Genomic DNA, 21,206 nt, shown 5'->3' on the forward strand with positions numbered 1-21,206 from the left:
TCTATCTATAAAATCCGTTATTTGGCAAAACCAAAAATATTCTTAATTTTTGATACCCCCCACTTCGTATCATGTGACCTACTTTCATCACGAAAACGGTCCTGAACAACCGCCATTAATCTTTCTTCTCTAGCAGACATTCTCTCTTCAGAAAGCTTTCTCTCTTTCGTAACTTCATACTGGTAGAATTCCCTCTCATCAACGGACACATCTGCGAGGTTATCAAGTTTTTTCCCTATAGCACTTAACTCTATTTGATTAATCGTCGCATGAGCATCTGATGCAGTGGCAATTTCCTCGTGGACGATTTCGTGTACCTGATGAACAATATCTTTTTCCAAACGTTTAACGGTTTCATCCATCTTGAGAAGTTGTTTCACTTCTTCAGATTCTACGAAAGAAACTATTTTGGATAATGATAAGTTAATATTTTCATGATCTGTAATAACCCCAGGGGATTCTCTTACTTCAACTTTCAATGGTTCTTTTGTGCGAAGTTCTAGTGTATTTGTTATAACATCGTCCCCAGCACGACTTTCTTTCATATTTTTAATCAATTGAAGGACTTCAATATCCCCGATTGTATACGTTCGAGCGTTATTCTCATCACGTGGAATTGTTAGAAATGGGGCAAATTGTTCCTCCCATAATTTTAGCGTATGACGGGACACATTCAACATGGAAGCCACCCTGGAAATCATCATTGTATTGGTATTCATTTTCATTCCTCCCCGTTGATTTTATAGATGTATTCCATGCGGATATATCAATATCCCTCTGTGATGACAAAGGTTCTTAAAAACAGTCAGAGACTTGCAAATATAGCTATGTTCTTCTCCAAAAACCCGTTTAGTGTAAGTTTATGCACCCTTTATATTTGATAATGTTGTTTTTCAATGTGAATTATTTCATTTAAAGATTAAAATCGACAAATTTTATAATGGAGCCTCTTGTCGAGAAAGCGATTTCAATTCTGAATATTGTGGTAATATTAATTTAAAATGAAATGAGGGTCGCAATGGGTACTTTGATTACGCCTGTAGAGCAGGTTAAGAAAAAAAAATGGCCGCTTTACATTCTTGTTAGCGTTCTACTCCTTTTGCTACTAGCAGGGAGTGGTGCCTTCTGGTTTATTCAGAAAAGCGCTCCTGAAACAACTGGAGAGATCGTCTTATCGTCATTGAATGCACCCGTATCCGTCTATCGAGACAGTTCAGGTGTGCCACACATAGAAGCTTTGTCAACAAAAGATCTCTTCATAGCACAAGGTTACGTAACTGCTCAGGATCGTTTGTTTCAAATGGATCTCAGTCGCAGGCAGGCTTCCGGTACACTAAGTGAAGTCATTGGAGAAGCAACAATTAACAAAGATAAATTCTTTCGTACGTTAGGCTTACGAAGGGCAGCTGAAGCTTCTTATAACGAATATTCTGAAGAAGCGAAGGAAATTCTTCAATGGTATGCAGATGGAGTGAACGCCTATATTACCCAAGCGAGATCTGACCGATCATTACCGATAGAATTCACCTTTGCTGGTTATGAACCTGATGATTGGAATCCAATAGATTCCCTCACAATTGGGAAATATATGGCCTTTGACCTTGGTGGGCATTGGGAAGGACAAGCATTTAGATATTATCTTCTTCAGAATTTCACTGAAGAAGAAGCAATGGATCTTTTTCCGAACTACCCTAAAGATGGGGCGACTGTTATTCAAGAAGTACAGAATAGTTCAATTGATGTCACGAAAAGTTTTGCTAAAGCTGTAATGCCCGATCCCTTTAATGGAAGCAACAATTGGGTCATATCAGGTCAGAAAACAGCATCCGGTAAACCACTACTCGCCAATGATCCGCACCTTGGTCTTGGGACACCACCAATATGGTATGAAACCCACCTAAATTCACCTGAGTACAACGTGAATGGTGTGATATTTGCTGGTGTTCCAGGCATTATTGTCGGTCGAAATGAATCTATTGCGTGGGGTGTAACAAATGTTGGTCCAGATGTGCAGGATTTGTACATCGAGAAACGTAATCCTGAAAATTCCAAGGAATTTCTCTACAACGATTTATGGGAGAAATCTCGTGTAGAAGATGAACCCATTTTCGTTAAAGATGCCGAGCCAATTCCATATCAGGTAACTATAACTCGACATGGACCGATCCTCTCTGAATTCGCATATGACGATCAACCTGATACAGCACTCTCACTCAGGTGGACAGCTCTCGACCCCTCAAACGAGCTTGAAGCAGTGCTAATGATGAACAAAGCGACGAACTGGGATGAATTCAAAAAAGCGCTTACTTCTTTCCATACTCCTGCACAAAATTTTGTTTTCGCTTCAACTAATGGAACCATTGCTTATCGTGCGAATGGCCTTATTCCAATTCGTAAAAAAGGTGACAGCATGCTCCCTGTACCAGGTTGGAATGATGAATACGAATGGGAAGGATATATTCCTTGGGATGAACTTCCTACCATTGTAAATCCCGAGGAAGGCTTTATTTCGACTGCCAACAATAAAATAACAACAGAGGAATACCCTTATCACATTACACATACGTGGGCGCAGCCATACCGTCAGGAGCGAATTCGAGAAGTTCTACTTGGAAATGATCAACTTGATCTAAAGGATATGATGAAGCTTCAAAATGATTTTGTGAATTTACAAGGAAAAGAATTTACGCCAATTTTAATAACTGGTCTTAATCAAAAAGGATTTACATCACCTGAAAAAGATGCTCTTAAACTCCTTAAAAATTGGAACTTTATCGATGGAAAAGATCAAGGTGCACCACTTCTTTTTCATCTGTGGCTAGTTGAAATTGAAAATAGATTGTTTAAAGGAACAATTGATAAAGAAATGATGAGACTCTTCGAAGGAAGAAGTCAGATTGTCGATCAGCTCATTAGAGATGCTGCTGAAGGGCACCCTGGTCCATGGGTAACAAAAGCTGGTGGCTTTGAATCTCTCTTAACCAAATCGTATAAAACAGCTGTAGATCGAATTATTAAGCTACAGGGAGATTCGCCTGAGGACTGGTCATGGGGGACATTTCATTCTGTTCCATTTGAACATCCTCTTGGAGCCATGAAACCCCTCAATCTCCTTTTTAACCCCGAAGCACATGCAATGAGTGGAAGTCGCGTAACAGTTGGGGCAGCAGGCTGGAGCACTTCTAGCGGATTAGTGAATCACGGAGCTCCATGGCGAGGTATTACTGATCTTTCTAAAATTGAAACAAGCTACAATGTCGTTTCGCCCGGTCAGTCAGGTTACGTATTTAGTAAATGGTATGATAACCAAATTGAGGATTGGGTTATTGGTAGCTATCATAAAACGCAGCTAAATGGATATGAAACTAACTCAGATCATCTTATCTTAAAACCTTAAAAAGAAGCCATCTCATATAGGGAGATGGCTTCTTTGCTTTTGGTAAAGTTATTTAATAGTAATAGTCCAATCCTGACTATCTTCTAACTTTCCTGTTTGAATGCCCGTAATCGTATCATATAGTCTTTGTGACAACTCGCCAATTTCATGGTTATTGATTACCATTTTCTTACCTGCCCAGTTCAGTTCTCCTACAGGTGAGATCACTGCGGCTGTTCCTGTTCCGAATGCTTCTTCAAGCTGACCCTTTTCAGAGAGTTGATACAGCTCCTCAATGGATACTTTTCTTTCCGTAACAGGAATTTCCCATTTTTTCAGCAATTCAATAACTGACATTCTCGTAATCCCATGAAGGATACTTCCGTTTAATTCCGGTGTAACCACTTCTCCATTGATTTTAAAGAAAATGTTCATACTACCTACTTCCTCGATATATCGCTTCTCAACTCCATCAAGCCACAGGACGTCCGCATTCCCATCTTTATATGCTTTTGCTTGCGCTTGGTAGGCAGACGAATAATTTCCTGCTGTTTTAGCCATACCTGTTCCGCCTTTAACAGCTCTTGTGAACTTGTCCTCAACACTAATTTTGACTGGGGTTAGACCTCCAGAGAAGTAAGATCCAACAGGAGAAAGAATAATCATTAACTTATACGTATTGGAAGGTGCTACGGATAAGTTAGGTTCCGTTGCAATGATGTATGGGCGAACATAGAGTGAAGTTCCTGGTGTAGAAGGAACCCAGTCCTGCTCAAGATGAATCAATTCTTTTAAGTAACCAATGACACGCTCTTCATCAATTGGAGGAATGCTCAAACGTTCGCTAGAGAGATTCAGTCGTGCTAGATTCTTCTCAGGTCTAAACAACAGGATCTGATCATTTGCTCGGTACGCTTTCAAACCTTCAAAAACAGTTTGTCCATAATGAAAAATCATTGCAGCAGGATCTAATGTTATTGGTTCATATGGAATAATACGTGGTTCGTACCACCCTTTACCAGTTTCATAGTCCATCACAAACATATGGTCAGTAAATGTTTTTCCAAAAGGTAGCTGATCTTTCTCAGGTTTCGCTTTAGGATTAGTGTTTTTTACGATTTCTAAATCAGTACTCATAGCAAGGACTCCTAACTTTAGTAAAAGTGATTAATATAAATTGCTCCTCCCATATGGAGGTAGCTAGATTACAGTCTATTGTACGTCCTTTCTCTAGCGAGTTAAAGCTTTATTGTGAAGAATGATAAAAAAATTCTGTGATTTCTTCCTAATTTCTTTTGTTATTTATCTTTTTTCAGTTCTCTCAATGCCTTCAGTGAAAATTATATAGAAATTTATTTGTTTTTTCACTTTATAGTGTAAGCGATTACGGTTGAGGCATTGCAAGGTACAACATAATATTTCTACTTCAAGGAAAAATTCCGCTTATTTTATTTGCTATTGCATTGGTTCATTTTTTTATGTAAATTAGTCAAGTATGTTTATTAGGAGGTATCATCATGAATCAAACACAAACAACTCAACGAGTACAAATGGCAACAGCTGACCCATCCGCTCTTGGACTATTCGGACTTGCAATGGTAACACTCGTAGCCTCTTCCGCTAAACTGGGCTGGACAGATGGCGTATCCTTCGTTCTGCCATGGGCAATTTTTCTTGGCGGCATCGCACAGTTGATTGCTAGTTTTCTAGATTCAAAACACAATAACACTTTTGGAACAACAGCCTTCGCAGCATTTGGCCTTTTCTGGTTAGGTGTCGGAACATCATGGTTAATTCAATTTGGTGTCTTTGGAGAAGCGGCAGCAAACACTGTTGATCCGAAGCAACTTGGAATAGCTTACATTGGATATCTGATTTTCAGTCTATTTATGACTATCGGTGCCATGGAAACACATAAAGTACTATTCTTTATATTCGTTTTTATTGATTTCTTGTTTATCGGTCTTACATTCTCAACCCTTGGCATTCTTCCTGATGGAATGCATCTTGTAGCTGCTATAGCGGAGTTCTGTATTGCTATCTTGAGCTTTTATGGCTCGGCTGCTAGCGTACTGAATACTCATTTCGGCAAAGTAACTTTACCAATTGGAAAACCTTTTGGAGTGTTTAAATAAACATTCTTTCAACCGAAAGAGGGATCGGTCACGTTTGTGATCGATCCCTCTTTTAATTTAGTTTTTAACTTTTGCTAGTTAACCAGTCGATTACGATCTTTCCAAAACGATTTTCGAATCACAACTTTTTGGATCTTACCTGAAGCCGTTTTAGGAAGTTCTTCACTAAACGTTATACTTTTAGGTGCCTTGAAATGAGCGAGCTTTTCTCGACAGAAGGCTATTAATTCATCTTCCGTTGCCACTTCACCTTCCCGTAAGACCACGACAGCATGTGGCACTTCCCCCCACTTTTCATGTGGAATTGAAACGACTGCTGCTTCAAGAATTGAAGGATGTTCATAAAGAATTCCTTCTACTTCAATCGATGAAATATTTTCGCCTCCACTTATTATCACATCTTTCTTGCGATCTACGATTTCAATATTTCCATTTTGATCAACAACCGCCATATCACCTGTATGAAGCCAACCGTTGCGAATCGCTGCACTCGTGGCTTCTGTATTTTTGTAATACCCTTCCATCACGCCATTTGTACGTGTAATGATCTCTCCAATCGTTTTAGCGTCATTCGGGACTTGACTACCCAGTTCATCAACCACTTTCACCTTACTACCGATCATCGCATAACCAGCTTTTGCTTTAAGACGATAGATTTCTTCAGGGGCAGATCCAAGATCCATGGATCTTAATTCAGAAGTTGTAATTAATGGTGAAATTTCCGTCATCCCATACACCTGAATAAATTTCCAGCCTAATTTCTCTTCAACCTTTTTCACGAAAGCTGCTGGTGGTGCAGACCCAGCAATAACAACACGAACGTCTTGTCGTATGTCAGGTTTTACTTTCTCAAAGGCTTCTAGTACCATATTTAAAACAGTCGGTGCCATATGTAAAACAGATACGCTATGTTTTCTAATCTTCTCTAGAATAAGATCCGGGTCCGTTTTTCGTAGCATCACCTGTGTAGCGCCATTCGCTGTATAATAGAAAGGTGAACCCCATCCATTAACATGAAACATAGGAAGAACATGTAGCAGTGTATCCTGATCATTCACACGTAGATGGTGCATCGCAGATAGCGCATGTAAATAGTTCGATCGATGACTAAGCAGAACACCTTTTGGATTTCCAGTTGTACCACTTGTATATAACAATGAGGCGATATCAGTTTCTTCTAACTCCATACGTTTAAAAGGTGCATCTGAATAGGTGGAAAGCCATGATTCATAAGAAATAAATGCATCATTTCCACTTCCATGAACAATTACATGTTGTAATTGTTCTAATTTTGGTATAACGTCTGCTACCAAATGAAAGAGCTCTTGATCAACAAATAATACCTTGCTCTCACTATGCTCTAGAATAAATTGGTAATCAGTTGCTTTTAACCGTGTGTTTAAAGGTGTCATAATCCCACCTACTTGGAATACCCCATAGAATCCTTCAAACATTTCCGCTGTGTTAGGCGCTAAATAAGCAACCTTATCTCCCTTTTCTACTCCAAGTGATTGCAATCCTCTTGAAAGTTGATTCACACGGCAATTCATTTGTTTATATGTTAAAACACGATCGTCACCAATTATAGCTGCCTTTTCACCATACAATTCTACCGCTCGATCAAGAAAGTCCGTCAATAATAATGGTACATGCATCACGTCAGCTCCCCACATTTGAAATCGGTTACATTCCTCATTGTAAACATCAATCTGTCCTATATCAACGGTTTAAAAGTATTACAGATTTTACGACAGGTTTCATGGTTTTTTCTAGCTATAAAAAGTTTCTTGGTAAGCTAGAAGGGGTTTTGTCGGAGTTTTATTAAATACATCAGACCAATTGTTTTGTCAAGAGATAGTTAGTGCAACCTATTTAGATAACAATAACTTAATTATGTAAACAAACTATTTATAACTATGATTCAATAATTAAATCGGCCTGTTCAATAGGGTTAACTTGTCTCATATAAAATTCCTCTGCTTTCCAGTATCGATTTTGAAATTTTTCAATCTCTTTTCTCGTTCTTTCATTTTCTCTAGCAAATCTTTTCTCCTTAGAACAGTCCAGAAATAAAACGGTATCAAAAACATGTCTCCATTCTTCACGTTGCAAAAAGACACCTTCCACAATAATGAACTCCACTTCTGCTATATTTACCATTTGCAATTTCTGTACATCATGTAGGTGATCGTAATAAGGTAGTTCTAATTTAGTCTGTTCCTTGATCTTTTCAAAGAAGTGATTCTTAAGCCATTGAACATCCCACTGTAAATAATAATACTCAATCCATTCTTCATTACCTGTATTATAACGCCTATGACGCTCAACAATATGGTCATCTATATGGAACGTAATATAGCGTACGTTCTGCTGGTTCAACTTATTCTCAAGCTGACGGACAAATGTTGTTTTACCGGAACGACTAAGACCGTCTATTCCAATAATAAATGGATGAGCTGATTTACTATTTTTTAATAGATCTTTGAAAATCCAGTTATTTTTCAATGTTTCACCTCTACATGTGTATATTAGGATTCAGTTAACGTCCCTTGATGGAAATACATCTGCCATCTACCGTCTATTAATTTCCATATTGAACTACGAAGAGTATTTTGTTTCCTCGTTTTATCTTTCACATGATAGGTCGCTAACACTACCCCTTCTGCTAAAGAATAGATTTCAAAATCAGAGAGCGTCATGTCTCTCACACTTAGCCCTTGACCGCCAACAGAATCTTCTTTATACCAAACCGTTCCTAAACTACCAAACTCAAAAAATTCTTCAGCAAGAAATTTGTCAATTTCAGCTGGTTCTTTACGAATATGAGGATTTAACAATTGAAGTTCTAAATCTAATATAAGTTTTTTTAATTCTATTTGCTCTATCATAAGTACTCCTATTCAATATGTGATTATGTTCAAAATTCAGTCTTTCATTCACCTTTCTATTTTAGCACATTATATATGTTAAATTTTAACAAATTGCTATCATTCCTTAAAAACCCTCCAGTTTGCGACTGAATTGACTGATAAAATACTATAATAACCCAAAAAAAGATGCTGCGTTTGATACAGCATCCTTTTAACAGCAACATCCATCATCCCCACCACAAGAACTCTGACAAGATGTTGTTATGACCGAATTACTAGTAGCAACTTTACCGCAGCTATACGTCAAAGTTGCTTCATTAATGATAAAGCATTTTTTACCAACACGTACCTTATAGGTAATCACGCGTGATTCTCCTACTGGGATTGGATCTAACGGGAAACCTACTACCGGATCGAGCCCAGGTTGTGTTATACCATCAATCGTAACGGTATTTTCAATAAATTCTGCTCCTGCAGAAAGCTGGTCTTCAAAGTAGGCATTGTCAGCTCCAACTACACCATCGTTTGTAATGGTAACGGTATATGTTAGAACGTCACCTTGGTGTGTCATGGTTTTATTAACTTCTTTATCCATTTCGAGATCTGCTTCTCCAAAGTCAATCTGGATGCCAAGAGCGTTAGGCATATAAAGATCGCCAGTGGAATTAAATTGAAACAATGCAGTGGATTGATTATTAGGTAAATAGTTGTTCGCACTAACATTGGTGATATCCCAGCCCTGTCTTCCTGCAAATATATTTGTGCCTGGTGTTCCTGGAGTATGATTTCTAAAACCATAAGAGCCACTTGTGTCTATATTTCCTGAATCATCATTAATTTGAGAACCGAAGAAATTTCCTGCTGGATTCCGAGGACCTGACAAATTTGTAAGTGTTCCTGAGTCAGGTCCAAAAAGAGCCTGGTCCCCATTTATGTTTGCGTCTCCCTCTTGGGCACTTAAAAGAACCCTTGCATCCACGTCTCCCGTTGGAGGAGTTAGGAAGCCTGATATTGGAACATCGCTTGGACTTCCATTACTAACAAATCCTTCCGCACCGACATAGAGGGTCATATTACGGTTATTTAACGATGTATTTCGGTAAATAACTGCAAGCGTCCAGCCGGCATGGTTAACAGGTGAGTCAAATTGGTTAATAATTGCAGGAACACTTCCCGCACTATACGTTCCTCCTCCTCCAGCTTGAATAAGTGTAGTAACGTCAGCTGATCTCATATAAAAACCAGTGTTACCAGATATGAACTGGTTTGCAGTTATAGGATCTGGAGTAATTGAGATGTTACTTTGTGCAGGAGTATTAAATAGAATATCATCATCTATGACTCCTGAAATGTCTATCCCACCTCCAATATACAAGCCTCCCCATATGAGTTCAGCATAGAGGATTGTGCTTCCGGCAGGTAAGTTCAGATTGGCTTCAGATCCATTCTCAGTGTAATCTAATGTAGTACCAGCAGATCCAATCACAGTTGGTGGAGGAAAAGCGTCGACCGTAGAAGAACTATCTAAGGTAATAAAAGCACCAGCTGTACCATTTGTACCTGCTTCGTTTGAAAAGCCAGTTCCACTAAGCCCTATTGTGTTCCCAGTAAATGTCATTGCTCCACAATCGTTTGCTGTATACCGATTTGTAAAAGGCATAATCAGTTATCCTTTCTAACTATAAATAAAAACTGTTCAAATTACAGTTAGCACATTTAATGTATTCATTGATAATATATGTAAGGCCCTAGGACAAGGTATACATATTCGTCTAGTTTGAGTAAATACTCGTTTATCTATGTCAATCTCTTAATGGTAACTAGAAAGGCTAGATTTGACTTATGGTTACTATTGACTAAGTTAGCTTCTATTCTTGAATACAAACGAAAATACCACTCAAGTCGTTCTGACGACCTGAGTGGTATTTTCGTTTATTCAGCTATTCTAACGTCTTGCCCTCCACTCCTGTTCTAATATACTCATTTCCCACAAACTCCAATACTCATTGTCGTTCTTTCTATAGTCCCTAAGCAACCCTTCCTTTGTAAAACCTGCTTTTTCGTAGCAGCGAATAGCTGACTTATTAAACTCAAAAACACCTAGACTAACTCTATGTAACGCAAAATCTTCAAAAGCTACCTTTAACATCTCTTCCATCATAAGTTGACCAATACCTTGACCTCTTACAGTCTCGTCTCCAACTAACACTTTACCTATTCGAGCTGATTTGTTATTTTTATCTAATTTCCCTAAAGATATATGACCAATCACTTTATTTGAGTATTTATGTATAACCTTGTATACTAATACGATAGAATCATTATTATTGGCACCATTAACGTAGTTTTCTAACTGGCTCAGAGTTAATGGGTATGTAAAGCCAGGACCTCCCCATTGCAGTAAAAATTCTTGAGAAGGAATCCATTCAATCAGCTGCTGAAAATCTTTTGGTTCGAAATTTTGAAGTTCAATCATTGTTAATCCCCTCTGGAAGTATAGAGTTTTAAACCTATTTTAATCTACATCTAACTTTTAAATCCGCTTCTCGAAATGAGCTTCATATATCTGTTCAAAAATATCAATCATTCGAAAAAAGTCTTGATCATAACGATTACCCTCTATAGTCCATGATGTGGCTAAAACAGTCTGACAGTATCCCCAAAGGAGTAATCGCTCTTTATCTAACTTAAGTTCTTCCATAAAGATGTTGATCCGCTTCTCGGTTAGTTCATATACACCTTGACTTGGAAGTTTATTTAAAAGGAATTGAATAACATCGAGCTCGAGTTCACCAATTAAACCTTTAGGGTCTATTGCGGTCCAACTATCCTCATTCGAAGTTAGAACGTTGTAATGATGGAAGTCACCATGAAGAAGTAGCTCTTGCTTTGATGTTTGATGTAAATACGTACATGTTCTCAATGCCTTAACAAGTGTCTCTTGAGAAATTGGTCCAACACCTTGTTTATTGTCGATGATAAGTGCTTTAAGACTATCTTCCTTAGTCAGCGAGTTTGGTAGACGCGTATTAACAGGTACTGACATTGTTAGTGTCTTCAATACTTTAGCTGCAATTCGACAAGCTTCATCATCATCTTCCACTTCTGCAAGAGTAATCCCTGGAGTAAGTTTACGCAAAATGAGAATACCATTGTCTTTATCGAAATCAATAAGCTTAACGATTCTTTCCTCACCAAGTAGTTGTAACGCTTCAAGCTCATTAAGAAACTCTTTACCTGGTAAACAAATCTTCACGACTACCTCTGTACCATCAGTTAATAGAGCAGGGGCAACATAATTAATGGACAGAGTATAAGGGTCCTGTACCTGCATGTCCCATTTTCGTTCACAGTAATAAATCGTTTCTGGTAGTTTCTGTAACCAGGACGCTCCTTTATCACCAAAATACAAATGCACTAACTGTTCAAACTTACTTTGCAGCTTCATTTTACCCTCCTAGCTAAAGGAATTTATTCTTAACTCGAATCTATATGTTTTTATGGTTCTATTTTGGCTTTATAGCATCTAAAATGATCGAAACAAATCCTAGATTCCCTTCTGAATTTCGGTGATCAAATCGCTTTGATCGATAAATGAAACCATCCTCTTCGTTCCAATCATTGTAAATAAATTCTCCTTTTTCATTACAATATTCAAGTAAGCGAACAGTATATCCAGCTTCTTCAAACATAGATTTCAAAGTTTTATATGTATGAATTATTTTATGACTAGCTGCGGGATGATCACTAGGACCAGGGCCACCCACCTTTACACTTTTTTGATAAAGCTCATTTGGGAAATTCCCATCTGGAACGGCACATCGTAAGTATCCATTTGGTTTTAGATAATGGTAACATGTCAGTGCTGCATCCTTTCCTTCATCATACGTCAAATGCTCCCATACGTGCTCTGCTACTATCGCATCAATTGAATTAGGTTTAAATCTGCTCTTCCATTGCTTATCATTTAATAAATTTAACTCTGATTCTTGTGTTTCGATCCATCCTGGATTATTTGAATACTCTCCGGCTCCAATAACAACTTTAACTTCTTCATAACTGTTAATATAATTCATCTCCCTAAAATGAAATCACACTCATCTAAGCTCTTCAAGATTTAATACAATCTCTTACTATAACTTTCTATTAAATCTTCCTCTATTTTTTCTTCGCTAATTCCTTGTAAGTTAGCATGCGCTTTTAAAATCGTTGCTGCTCTTGGTAGTGAATCCTTTGTCGGCCAAGTATCATTATCCCAGAGTTGGGATCGTTTAAATGCTTTTGCGCAATGCAGAAAACACTCTTCTACTTTTACTGCAATACCCATTAGCGGCGCTTTTCCATTCACACTCATTGTCTCAAGAATTTTTTCATCTTTCACAACCATCGCCTGTCCATTTATTCTAAGTGTTTCTTCTAACCCAGGGATTACAAACACCAAACCGATTTGAGGATTAGATAGAATGTTCATGATTGAATCTAACCTTTTATTGCCTGGGCGTTCAGGAATCACCAACATTTCTTCATCAATCACATGTACGAACCCCGGAGCATCTCCCCTTGGTGAATTATCACACTTCCCATTTGAGTTTGAAGTAGCCATCATTAGAAATGGTGACAGGGCTATGAATTGTTGGCAGTTCTCATCTAGTTTAGTAATTACTTTATTAATCGCTCTCTCACTCGGCTTACCTATTAAATCTCTTAATTCATCTTCATTCATAATTTGGTTTTGAAATCGTTCTTTTTCCATAGTTTGGTTCTCCTTGGTTTGTCTAGATATTTTGAGATTAACATGCCTTAAATATTATTAATAAATGATCATGAAACGTCACTCCGCCACTCTTCCCATCACTACCGTGTTATAATATTTCCCATCAGATAGCAATTTGTCATGCTTCAATGTCCCTTCCACTTCAAAACCATGTTTATGATAAAGTTGGATCGCTTTTTCATTGGTCTCAAGTACGCTCAATGTTACTTTTTTGATTCCACTAGCATCGGCCCAATGAAGGGATTTTTTTAGTAGGGCTGTTCCAATACCGTAGTCCCAGTACCCTTTTAATACACCTACACCGAACTGGACCTTGTGAGATAGTCTTTTTAGGGTGGTTCCTTCACATCTTGAAAACCCTACTATTCTATTATCCATCTCAGCAACTAAAAACAAGTTATGATCTCTCTCATGATCATTCCTTATAATCCGTGTAAATTCAGATTCGTTTATGTAAGACTCACCCTGTTCGCGATCTAAGTTCTCAGTTTCTCCATCAATCTGTACCCTAATCTCTGTTAAATTTGTAGCATCTGCCTCTATTGCAACTCTTACAATATATTGAAATTGCGTGCTTATTTTTGAATCAATTATGATCTTTACCTCCAATTTAATATATTTTCTATTAAAGTTATATAATTCCAATTATTTCATTTATAACAAATTAACTCAATTTCAATATAAAAATTTAATCCTGCGATTAATCAATTTCAGTTTTTACCATTCGATCATCTTCCTTAATCGCCTTCCCCCTTCCATCTTTATTGTTTGTTATCGCATAAATCGTATTATTTTCTTGAAAAAGGGAGCGTATCCGACCGATTTTGTCTACAATCACTTCTGATTTATTACCGCTTAAATTAAAGGCTCTTATTTCTTCTCCTCTAAGACCTGCCATATATAGTTTGTTATCTTTCACAACAATTCCTGAAGGTGCCCATGTGTCATTTCCAGAATGATAGAGAGGCGTTTCCATCCCTTTTTCCTTCTTATCTCCTTCAATAACAGGCCATCCATAATTTTTACCAGCTTCGATTTTGTTGATTTCATCATGTGCCGATTGACCATGTTCTGAGTTATAGAGTTGACCTTTTTCATCCCACGCTAAGCCCTGGGGATTTCGGTGTCCGTAAGAATAAACGAGTGAACCTTTAAAAGGATTATCGGTTGGAATTTGGCCTGATAAAGTCATACGAAGAATTTTACCTGCAGTGCTTTTCACATCTTGAGCTAGCTCAGGACTACCTGCATCACCTGTTGTAATATAGAGCATTTCATCTGGACCAATTCTTACACGTCCACCATTGTGGTATAAAGAACCTGGTATGTTCTCAAGAAGTTCTTGGTCCTCTCTCCACTCCCCATCTTTAAGTACAACTTTTACGACCCGATTAAATGTATTCCCATTCTCTTGATAAGTGTGATAAATAAATGCAGATTTGGAGGTTATAAAATCGGGCGAAAGCTGTAACCCGAGTAGACCTCCCTCTCCCTCATGATGGATTGGTACGCTTAGTTGAACGGGATGCCTCTGTACTTCGCCGTTTTCATACTTTACGATCGTTCCAGCTCGTTCTGTAAGGTAGAATGCTTCTTCATTCTTCGTTATCTCCCACGGAATGTCGAGGTTTTCAATAACCACTTCTATCGCTGTTTCTTGTTGCTCTTCACCTTCTGTTTCCTGATTAGTTTCATTAACGACGCATCCTGTTGCTATACTAACGCGAGTAAAACTCCTGAACGTTCTAAGATAACGAACCCACCCCTTTCTTAATAGCATGTATCGATTGTGACCCTAGCACATACAATCTCCATAAAAGAAAAGACAGCTGTTGATGAACAGCTGCATTCTCCCTATTACTGACAAACCATGAGAAGGTTACCGTCCAAGTCTTTAAAATTAAACCAGTGACCATTCTCAATCTCTGTTGTTAGTTCTATACCTTTTTCTTTCATAAATGAATAAGCCGCATTTATATCTCTCGTATTCAGATGGAATGCGGGCCATTTATAAATGTTCTCTTCTGAATATATCTTGCTGTCGAGCACGATTCCTGTTCCATTCATTGGCATAACGTACAGATGACCCGCAATAACATCCCCAGTAGCTGGAACACCTAATAAATCACAGTACCATTTTTTTGCTTCATCAATGTTTCGAACCGGTATAAATACCGTTCCTATTTCATTGAGAATTGGCTTCATGCACTTCGCCTCCAATCGTTTCATATACAAATATTCGACAGTTTAATCCTTCTACAGATGACGTATATTTCCTTCTGTCCAACCTATACATTTTTTATATGGATAGATTAATGTCCAATAGGTTATCCAGATTTTCAGATATATACAATAAACCACAACTTAACCCTTTCCTTGATTGAATCTTCTATTTATTTATAGATTTATTTGTAGGAAAGCATTAACCCCAATTTATACTAATTATCTAACGTCTGCAGTAAAGTATTCATCGACAGTTAACTCTGATTTTCATACCTCCCTTAGTTAAGTATAGTGCTATTGTAGCTCCCACGCTCTTTATGGAAACTTTCTAGCTTTTTTTAAGAATATTGGCCCGAATGAAGCTCTGCTCTCACACAACCAAGTTCCAAATCTGCTAAAGAGTATAGTACATAATTGTAGACATTATTGATATATACCCTCCTATCCTTATGAAGCAAAAAAGTAATTGATCTTTTTATTTTTTTATCTGTTTCCTAACCCACTTTCGAACTTACGTAACTCATTCTTTAAGGTTTCATTTTATTTTTGTTTCAAATGGCAATTAAGCGAACAAGTGCCTATATAGAAAAACCAGTTAGGCTAATTAAGATAATAATTAGACTAACTGGTTTTCTTTGAAAATCATATAGGATTTGAAATTAGCACATCTCCACTTTCTGCAGTTCATCAAAAGAACCGTCCCCGTAATTCTAGGGTTTAAGCAAAATGGGCTTTATTTAGAAACAATACTTTCTTCCTTTTTCAATTCATCTTTCCCTATATACTCCTCAAGCAGAGCACGCACTTCATCAGTGGATTCTGTCTTCATTAACTGATTTCGCAACTCACCTGCTCCCCTAAATTCGCGGACATATATCTTAAAAAAGCGACGAAGCGGTTTGAAGGACCGAGGCTTCAGTTCCCTGGAATACTTATCATGTAAATCGAGCTGAAGTCGAAGTAGATCAAGCAGTTCCTCACTGGTATGCTCTTTCTTCTCTGTTTCGAAAGCGAATGGATTATGAAAAATCCCCCTTCCAATCATCACACCGTCTACGCCATATTTTTCAACGAGTTCAAGTCCCTTTTGTCGATCAGGAATATCACCGTTAATCGTCAGAAGCGTCTCAGGGGCAACTTCATCACGAAGTTTCTTGATCTCAGGAATTAGTTCCCAGTGAGCATCAACTTCGCTCATTTCTTTCTTTGTACGTAAATGGATGGAAAGGTTGACAATATCCTGTTCCAAAAGGTGCTTCAACCAGTGGCGCCATTCTTCTACTTCCGTATAACCAAGACGGGTCTTCACACTTACAGGCAGTCCTCCTGCTTTAGCCGCCTGAATGATTTCTGCTGCAACATCAGGACGACGAATGAGCCCGCATCCTTTCCCTTTCGCTGCGACATTATGCACTGGACAGCCCATGTTGATATCCACTCCACGGTAGCCCATTTCTGCCATTCCTATACTCATTTGCCTGAAGTATTCGGGCTTATCTCCCCAAATATGGGCAACGATCGGCTGTTCATCTTCTGTGAACGTCAGACGTCCCTTTACACTTTCTTTTCCATTAGGATGACAAAAGCTTTCTGTATTGGTAAACTCTGTAAAGAACACGTCAGGTCTCGCTGCTTCACTCACGACATGCCGAAAAACGACATCTGTGACGGCTTCCATCGGTGCCAGAACAAAAAATGGTCGCGGTAGCTCATGCCAAAAATTATCTTTCATAGTATATCTGAACCCTTTCCATAAGAGACACATGATCCCTAAATTATAAAGTAAAATTCTTTGTTTTATCCATTACCAATTATGTTGGATTGTAACCATTATATACTTTAAGATGATTTAAGGAAAAGTGCAAGGGAACGAGTCATTGTGTATGGACAAATATTCTTGAAATTACTGGAAAGGCTCTCCTAAATTGCTTGGACGCACTGTTTGGTTAACTTTTTACACCCTATTTTCCATCGAACAATTACTAAAAATGGTCGTAATCTTAAAAAACTATATCAAAATAGCCCTCTTATTAAGGGCTAGGAACTATCACTAATTTTTTCTATCATAGTTTATTATTGTATTTAAGTAATTAAGTTATTTCTTTGTTAGTTTGAAATAATCAATTGTAGAAGTCACTTTGAAACCACAGGATTGGTAAAGACCTAAAGCATTCTTGTTCTTTACTGCAACTTGTAGCATAATTTGTTGTACTTGTCTTTCTTTTAATTTCTCTACAGCTTTCATCAGTATACCTTTGCCAAAACCTTTTCCTCGATATTCTGGGAGAACTCCTAATCCATAAATGCCACCTAAACCATTATGAACTTCCAAATGTACTTTACCTATAACCGATTGGTTTAGTTCAGCCAGAAATGTATGCATTCCATTGCTTGCTTCTTCCTCAGGAAGTGCTAAATCTTCTTCTAACGAATTCATTTGAAAGTAGATAGCATTTTGTCTTGCTATTTCTTTTGCATCTTGATTAAGAGCCTTTCTAAATTTTAGGTTTTTCATTGAGGAGGCTCCACTTGCTTCACCTATCATAACCATCTCATATTCTGAGTTTTCATAGTGAGCTCCTGTACTCTTAATAAAATCAATTCCAGGTTTAGAAGTGTGATCACATAACAAAAGCATATGTTGCGCTTCCCTATTATTCCACTCATCTCTTACTAATGAAAACAAACGTTTGAAGACTCCCATTTTCCTGAAATCAGGATGAACCATCCCATTTACTTCTAACGTTTCTGAACCAAATTGACAGATGCCTATATAACCTATTAGATTATCACCATCATAAAACATAAACTCGTTGTTCTTATCCTGACCTATACTCTCGTTAGAGGATTTATTTAATTTGTAATCTAGTTCTAGTTTTAGGATTACATCTTCTTTTTCAAAGCAGCATTCTCTTAATGTAAGTATATCTTCGTAATCTTCTCGTTCTAATGAAGATTTTAGTTTTATAGATGGATTTATAATTGTTTTCATTCTATATTAATTTCTCCCGTTACTTTTTATTTTCCTTACGTCGTTCGTTCCTCTTTGATCAATTGTTGCATCCCATACGTTTCATTGTAGTTCAATGAATCTTTTCGGTTAACACTCAATCATAGAATGATTTCCTTCAATCCTCATCCTAAAATGATTCATAATTCGCATCTGTTCTTCCGTTAGCTTCTCTTTATCCCAGTACATGTGCATTAAGCTGTATTCAAAGATTTCTTTAAGCTTTATAAATAAGGGCAGTTTTTCAAGCATTTCTGCTGAAAGATCATTTTCCTCTTGGTACCCCTCATATTCTACGATGTTACCTCTACCGACGAACGAATACTCGATCGCACTATAGATTAGAACCCGCTAAATCATAAATATAAAAATGTTTCTCGCAATCTTGAATCTTTGAAGGTTGCACGCTGCTTGCTATCAAAATAATCATTCAGCTCTCCTAAGAGAATTAATAACACAATAAATCCAGTTATATAGAGAAGGTAGTGCCAACGAAACTTCATTATATCCCCCCAGAAATTTTCTCCTCAAATTATAAAAACAAACAAGACTTCAATTTAGTTCAATCAACTTCTTTATTCAGCAAGTGCTTTCGATGCAAGAAGATGAATTATTAATTCAGATTAATTTATATCTCTTTTACCATCATGAAATTCGTAGTTTCGCCACTTCATCAATCTTCCAAAATAACGAGGCAGAAATGATCACGATTAACAACCACGGACTGGTACTTAAAAGATAAACGAGGGGATTTATTGAAATTGAATTAGAAAAAACAAGCAAGAAAAGCAGTATTCCGAGCCCATTATGTACGATATATGAGTGCAACTTACGATGATTACTTTCGGCTGTAAGTTGATCAGCTGTCACCGAAATCGGAATCCCACCAATTAAAATAGCTGGGATTAGATATATAATCATTAAAAATGATCCACCGATCGCAACAGATATTTTACCGTCTCCCCCACTCAACTTATAAATAATACCCCCTAAAGTTATTAATACGATAGAAAACAACCAAGTCAGGATGGAAGTTACCATTGTTGTTTTAAGTTTGCTAAAAAGCATAATAATTAACTCCTTATTTTATATGTCTTGTCCCCCAGTTATCGCTTCCTCAAACAAGGCTTTTACAAAGTAGTTATTAATAGATATTCAGAATCACTCCTAACTTGATAAATTATGTTTCTATTCCTCTTCTAATACCAATCCCCTAGAAATTTTGTCTCCATTTCAATCTCATTTACTCTATTTTCGTAATAAACTTTATAAGCCCTTGCATTGGGTCTTGAACTAACGATTTTACTTAGGTCATTGTTTACATAATGCAGGGCAACACCATCATCTGTGGCAATACCCGACTTTATTTTCCCTTCAGAAACAAGTTCCCTATAGGAACGTCTTCTAATTGTTTCCCCATCATAATGAGGGCAATTACTACCTTTTAGGAAACCTAAACACTCTAGTGGTTCTAGTTCACCACCAAATGAATCGGTGACACCTTCTTCGAACCAGCAAATGGAGCCTGCACTTATACCAGCTAATACAACCTCTTGTTCCCAAGCCTTTTTTAAAATAGTATCTAATCCCCATTCTTTCCACAAGACTAGTAAATTTCTGGTATTTCCACCACCAACATACATTATATCTTTATCTAGTATAAACCTCTCCAAGTCTCTGGTTGGTGGTTTAAATAATGATAGATGGGATGGGGTACAATTTTGCTTTTCAAAGAAGTTATAGAACCTTGATATGTAATTATCTGAATCTCCACTTGCAGTAGGGATGAAGCAAATCTTAGGCTTTACTTTTCTTGATTGATTAAGTACATACGTATCTAACAAAGGATTTTCTGGCTCCATAGAGAATCCTCCGCCTCCTAAAGCAATCACTTGTTTCAACTGTCTACATCCTCTCTTATGTCTATTTCAACAATCCTCTGTCATTAACTTAAACAAAAAGGAGCGTAATCCTTTCTAGATTAGCGCTCTCACATTCAACACTCGTGCCCGATTGCAATAGACCTCTATCTGTACATATATGCTTTGGTGACGATCCTATTAAAATAACCACTACAATTAGAGCGTCTCATCCAATTTCCGAATCTTTGAGTGGGAAATTAAAAAAAACAGTGCAAAGAACATCGATTTTGTCTCCCTTTACACGTACAGCACAATCTTTGTTCGATGCATAAATATTTATTTCTTCTGAAAGGAGAGAAAGTTCGCTCTGAACCAGTGCAATATTATTTTCAAGATCAAAATGAGACAGGACAGAAAAATTGTCAAGACCGATTCCGTTGTAAACAGAGCTCTTTTCAACTTCATATCCAAAGGTTTTCGAGCATAACCATTTAGCGGACATGTTGATTGCACCAGCGCTTGCTCCCATCACAACTGCTCTGCTTTCTTTTATAGAAGCTAATAATTCATATTCCATCAAAAACGATTTTGTTCCAAAATATTTCCACCCAACAAAAAAATAACTGAAGCATTTTGAATTTTCGTTTGGGCTTCTTGCTTCTGTAATCGATAATTAATTAAATGATATTCATCAAACATAATGCCAGCTTGGTCAAGCCAGGAGCGTTCAGTAGCGCCATCATCCTCATAAATAGATGGATTCGAACTAATCATAGCAATCGAATTTCTATCAATTATATCCTCCTGTAACAACCTGCCCAGAGTATCTGGAAAGAAATTGTTAAACCAACCTAAATAATAGTGAATTTTCATAAGTACCCCCGTAGTCAAGTGTAAAAACAAACATTTATTTCTTGCATCGCTCATTCTGTTTTCTAATCACTAACAATATAATC

Annotated in this window: 20 protein-coding genes and 2 pseudogenes; 2 read left to right on the forward strand and 20 right to left on the reverse strand. The window is 37.4% G+C overall.

The features are described from left to right. Positions 1 to 17: 17 nt before the first annotated feature. Complete coding sequence (locus tag JI666_RS03870; RefSeq protein ID WP_206889135.1) at positions 18 to 719, reverse strand: MerR family transcriptional regulator; 702 nt, start codon at positions 717 to 719, stop codon at positions 18 to 20. Positions 720 to 1,018: 299 nt separating this feature from the next. Here JI666_RS03870 and JI666_RS03875 point away from each other — a divergent pair, with 299 nt between their 5' ends. Beyond that, positions 1,019 to 3,397: a penicillin acylase family protein gene (locus JI666_RS03875; RefSeq protein ID WP_206889137.1), complete on the forward strand. Its 2,379-nt coding sequence runs from the start codon at positions 1,019 to 1,021 to the stop codon at positions 3,395 to 3,397. Positions 3,398 to 3,445: 48 nt separating this feature from the next. Here JI666_RS03875 and JI666_RS03880 read toward each other — a convergent pair whose 3' ends face one another. Then, on the reverse strand, positions 3,446 to 4,513 hold the full coding sequence (locus tag JI666_RS03880; RefSeq protein WP_206889139.1) for a branched-chain amino acid aminotransferase: 1,068 nt from the start codon (positions 4,511 to 4,513) through the stop codon (positions 3,446 to 3,448). A gap of 380 nt (positions 4,514 to 4,893) precedes the next feature. On the opposite strand from JI666_RS03880, the gene JI666_RS03885 reads away from it, so the two are divergent. After that, the gene (locus tag JI666_RS03885) at positions 4,894 to 5,511 is read left to right on the forward strand and encodes an acetate uptake transporter (RefSeq protein WP_211201406.1); all 618 of its coding nucleotides are present in this window, start codon (positions 4,894 to 4,896) and stop codon (positions 5,509 to 5,511) included. A 74-nt stretch (positions 5,512 to 5,585) separates the two neighbouring features. Here the strand turns inward: JI666_RS03885 and JI666_RS03890 are convergent, their stop codons facing one another. The 18 genes and pseudogenes from JI666_RS03890 to JI666_RS03970 form a co-directional block, all read right to left on the reverse strand. After that, on the reverse strand, positions 5,586 to 7,166 hold the full coding sequence (locus JI666_RS03890; RefSeq protein WP_206889141.1) for a long-chain-fatty-acid--CoA ligase: 1,581 nt from the start codon (positions 7,164 to 7,166) through the stop codon (positions 5,586 to 5,588). Between the two features lie 259 nt (positions 7,167 to 7,425). Next, entirely contained in the window at positions 7,426 to 8,016 is a 591-nt protein-coding gene (locus JI666_RS03895) for a kinase (RefSeq protein ID WP_206889143.1), read from the reverse strand. A gap of 23 nt (positions 8,017 to 8,039) precedes the next feature. Then, positions 8,040 to 8,399, reverse strand: a complete 360-nt coding sequence (locus tag JI666_RS03900; protein WP_206889145.1) for a nuclear transport factor 2 family protein — start codon at positions 8,397 to 8,399, stop codon at positions 8,040 to 8,042. Between the two features lie 193 nt (positions 8,400 to 8,592). Next, on the reverse strand, positions 8,593 to 10,041 hold the full coding sequence (locus JI666_RS03905; RefSeq protein ID WP_206889148.1) for a DUF11 domain-containing protein: 1,449 nt from the start codon (positions 10,039 to 10,041) through the stop codon (positions 8,593 to 8,595). A 285-nt stretch (positions 10,042 to 10,326) separates the two neighbouring features. After that, positions 10,327 to 10,857: a GNAT family N-acetyltransferase gene (locus JI666_RS03910; protein ID WP_206889151.1), complete on the reverse strand. Its 531-nt coding sequence runs from the start codon at positions 10,855 to 10,857 to the stop codon at positions 10,327 to 10,329. A gap of 57 nt (positions 10,858 to 10,914) precedes the next feature. Beyond that, positions 10,915 to 11,829, reverse strand: a complete 915-nt coding sequence (locus tag JI666_RS03915) for an aminoglycoside phosphotransferase family protein (protein WP_206889154.1) — start codon at positions 11,827 to 11,829, stop codon at positions 10,915 to 10,917. Positions 11,830 to 11,887: 58 nt separating this feature from the next. Next, positions 11,888 to 12,457 (reverse strand): class I SAM-dependent methyltransferase, encoded by a 570-nt coding sequence (locus JI666_RS03920; RefSeq protein ID WP_206889158.1) that lies wholly within the window; start codon positions 12,455 to 12,457, stop codon positions 11,888 to 11,890. 41 nt (positions 12,458 to 12,498) lie between these two features. Continuing rightward, the gene (locus JI666_RS03925) at positions 12,499 to 13,134 is read right to left on the reverse strand and encodes a pyridoxamine 5'-phosphate oxidase family protein (protein ID WP_206889160.1); all 636 of its coding nucleotides are present in this window, start codon (positions 13,132 to 13,134) and stop codon (positions 12,499 to 12,501) included. 78 nt (positions 13,135 to 13,212) lie between these two features. Continuing rightward, positions 13,213 to 13,752 (reverse strand): GNAT family N-acetyltransferase, encoded by a 540-nt coding sequence (locus JI666_RS03930; protein WP_206889307.1) that lies wholly within the window; start codon positions 13,750 to 13,752, stop codon positions 13,213 to 13,215. A gap of 103 nt (positions 13,753 to 13,855) precedes the next feature. Then, on the reverse strand, positions 13,856 to 14,935 hold the full coding sequence (locus JI666_RS03935; protein WP_206889162.1) for a PQQ-dependent sugar dehydrogenase: 1,080 nt from the start codon (positions 14,933 to 14,935) through the stop codon (positions 13,856 to 13,858). Between the two features lie 77 nt (positions 14,936 to 15,012). After that, entirely contained in the window at positions 15,013 to 15,360 is a 348-nt protein-coding gene (locus tag JI666_RS03940; RefSeq protein ID WP_206889163.1) for a VOC family protein, read from the reverse strand. A gap of 751 nt (positions 15,361 to 16,111) precedes the next feature. After that, a complete protein-coding gene (locus tag JI666_RS03945) occupies positions 16,112 to 17,110 on the reverse strand; it encodes a tRNA dihydrouridine synthase (RefSeq protein ID WP_206889164.1) in 999 nt (332 codons plus the stop codon). A gap of 363 nt (positions 17,111 to 17,473) precedes the next feature. Next, positions 17,474 to 18,370, reverse strand: coding sequence for a GNAT family N-acetyltransferase (locus JI666_RS03950; protein ID WP_206889165.1), 897 nt, complete (start codon positions 18,368 to 18,370; stop codon positions 17,474 to 17,476). 108 nt (positions 18,371 to 18,478) lie between these two features. Further along, a pseudogene (locus tag JI666_RS03955) lies at positions 18,479 to 18,776 on the reverse strand (protein kinase); the annotation flags it as partial. After that, positions 18,745 to 18,891: a hypothetical protein gene (locus JI666_RS21600; protein ID WP_286170581.1), complete on the reverse strand. Its 147-nt coding sequence runs from the start codon at positions 18,889 to 18,891 to the stop codon at positions 18,745 to 18,747. The gene JI666_RS21600 and the pseudogene JI666_RS03955, both read right to left, overlap by 32 nt. Before the next feature lie 142 nt (positions 18,892 to 19,033). After that, positions 19,034 to 19,456 (reverse strand): hypothetical protein, encoded by a 423-nt coding sequence (locus JI666_RS03960; protein ID WP_206889166.1) that lies wholly within the window; start codon positions 19,454 to 19,456, stop codon positions 19,034 to 19,036. Between the two features lie 131 nt (positions 19,457 to 19,587). Beyond that, positions 19,588 to 20,289, reverse strand: a complete 702-nt coding sequence (locus JI666_RS03965; protein ID WP_206889168.1) for a Type 1 glutamine amidotransferase-like domain-containing protein — start codon at positions 20,287 to 20,289, stop codon at positions 19,588 to 19,590. Positions 20,290 to 20,466: 177 nt separating this feature from the next. After that, a pseudogene (locus tag JI666_RS03970) lies at positions 20,467 to 21,123 on the reverse strand (Type 1 glutamine amidotransferase-like domain-containing protein). Positions 21,124 to 21,206 lie beyond the last annotated feature (83 nt).

Origin of the sequence: Bacillus sp. NTK071, assembly GCF_017303315.1 — a bacterium.
Lineage (GTDB): Bacteria > Bacillota > Bacilli > Bacillales > Guptibacillaceae > Guptibacillus.

What these genes read in the sequence shown, in the direction of transcription:
- JI666_RS03870 (WP_206889135.1), bottom strand. Translation starts at nt 719, where the DNA reads ATGAATACCAATACAATGATGATTTCCAGGGTGGCTTCCATGTTGAAT.
- JI666_RS03875 (WP_206889137.1), top strand. Translation starts at nt 1,019, where the DNA reads ATGGGTACTTTGATTACGCCTGTAGAGCAGGTTAAGAAAAAAAAATGG.
- JI666_RS03880 (WP_206889139.1), bottom strand. Translation starts at nt 4,513, where the DNA reads ATGAGTACTGATTTAGAAATCGTAAAAAACACTAATCCTAAAGCGAAA.
- JI666_RS03885 (WP_211201406.1), top strand. Translation starts at nt 4,894, where the DNA reads ATGAATCAAACACAAACAACTCAACGAGTACAAATGGCAACAGCTGAC.
- JI666_RS03890 (WP_206889141.1), bottom strand. Translation starts at nt 7,166, where the DNA reads ATGCATGTACCATTATTATTGACGGACTTTCTTGATCGAGCGGTAGAA.
- JI666_RS03900 (WP_206889145.1), bottom strand. Translation starts at nt 8,399, where the DNA reads ATGATAGAGCAAATAGAATTAAAAAAACTTATATTAGATTTAGAACTT.
- JI666_RS03905 (WP_206889148.1), bottom strand. Translation starts at nt 10,041, where the DNA reads ATGCCTTTTACAAATCGGTATACAGCAAACGATTGTGGAGCAATGACA.
- JI666_RS03910 (WP_206889151.1), bottom strand. Translation starts at nt 10,857, where the DNA reads ATGATTGAACTTCAAAATTTCGAACCAAAAGATTTTCAGCAGCTGATT.
- JI666_RS03915 (WP_206889154.1), bottom strand. Translation starts at nt 11,829, where the DNA reads ATGAAGCTGCAAAGTAAGTTTGAACAGTTAGTGCATTTGTATTTTGGT.
- JI666_RS03920 (WP_206889158.1), bottom strand. Translation starts at nt 12,457, where the DNA reads ATGAATTATATTAACAGTTATGAAGAAGTTAAAGTTGTTATTGGAGCC.
- JI666_RS03925 (WP_206889160.1), bottom strand. Translation starts at nt 13,134, where the DNA reads ATGGAAAAAGAACGATTTCAAAACCAAATTATGAATGAAGATGAATTA.
- JI666_RS03935 (WP_206889162.1), bottom strand. Translation starts at nt 14,935, where the DNA reads ATGCTATTAAGAAAGGGGTGGGTTCGTTATCTTAGAACGTTCAGGAGT.
- JI666_RS03940 (WP_206889163.1), bottom strand. Translation starts at nt 15,360, where the DNA reads ATGAAGCCAATTCTCAATGAAATAGGAACGGTATTTATACCGGTTCGA.
- JI666_RS03945 (WP_206889164.1), bottom strand. Translation starts at nt 17,110, where the DNA reads ATGAAAGATAATTTTTGGCATGAGCTACCGCGACCATTTTTTGTTCTG.
- JI666_RS03950 (WP_206889165.1), bottom strand. Translation starts at nt 18,370, where the DNA reads ATGAAAACAATTATAAATCCATCTATAAAACTAAAATCTTCATTAGAA.
- JI666_RS21600 (WP_286170581.1), bottom strand. Translation starts at nt 18,891, where the DNA reads ATGAAGTTTCGTTGGCACTACCTTCTCTATATAACTGGATTTATTGTG.
- JI666_RS03960 (WP_206889166.1), bottom strand. Translation starts at nt 19,456, where the DNA reads ATGCTTTTTAGCAAACTTAAAACAACAATGGTAACTTCCATCCTGACT.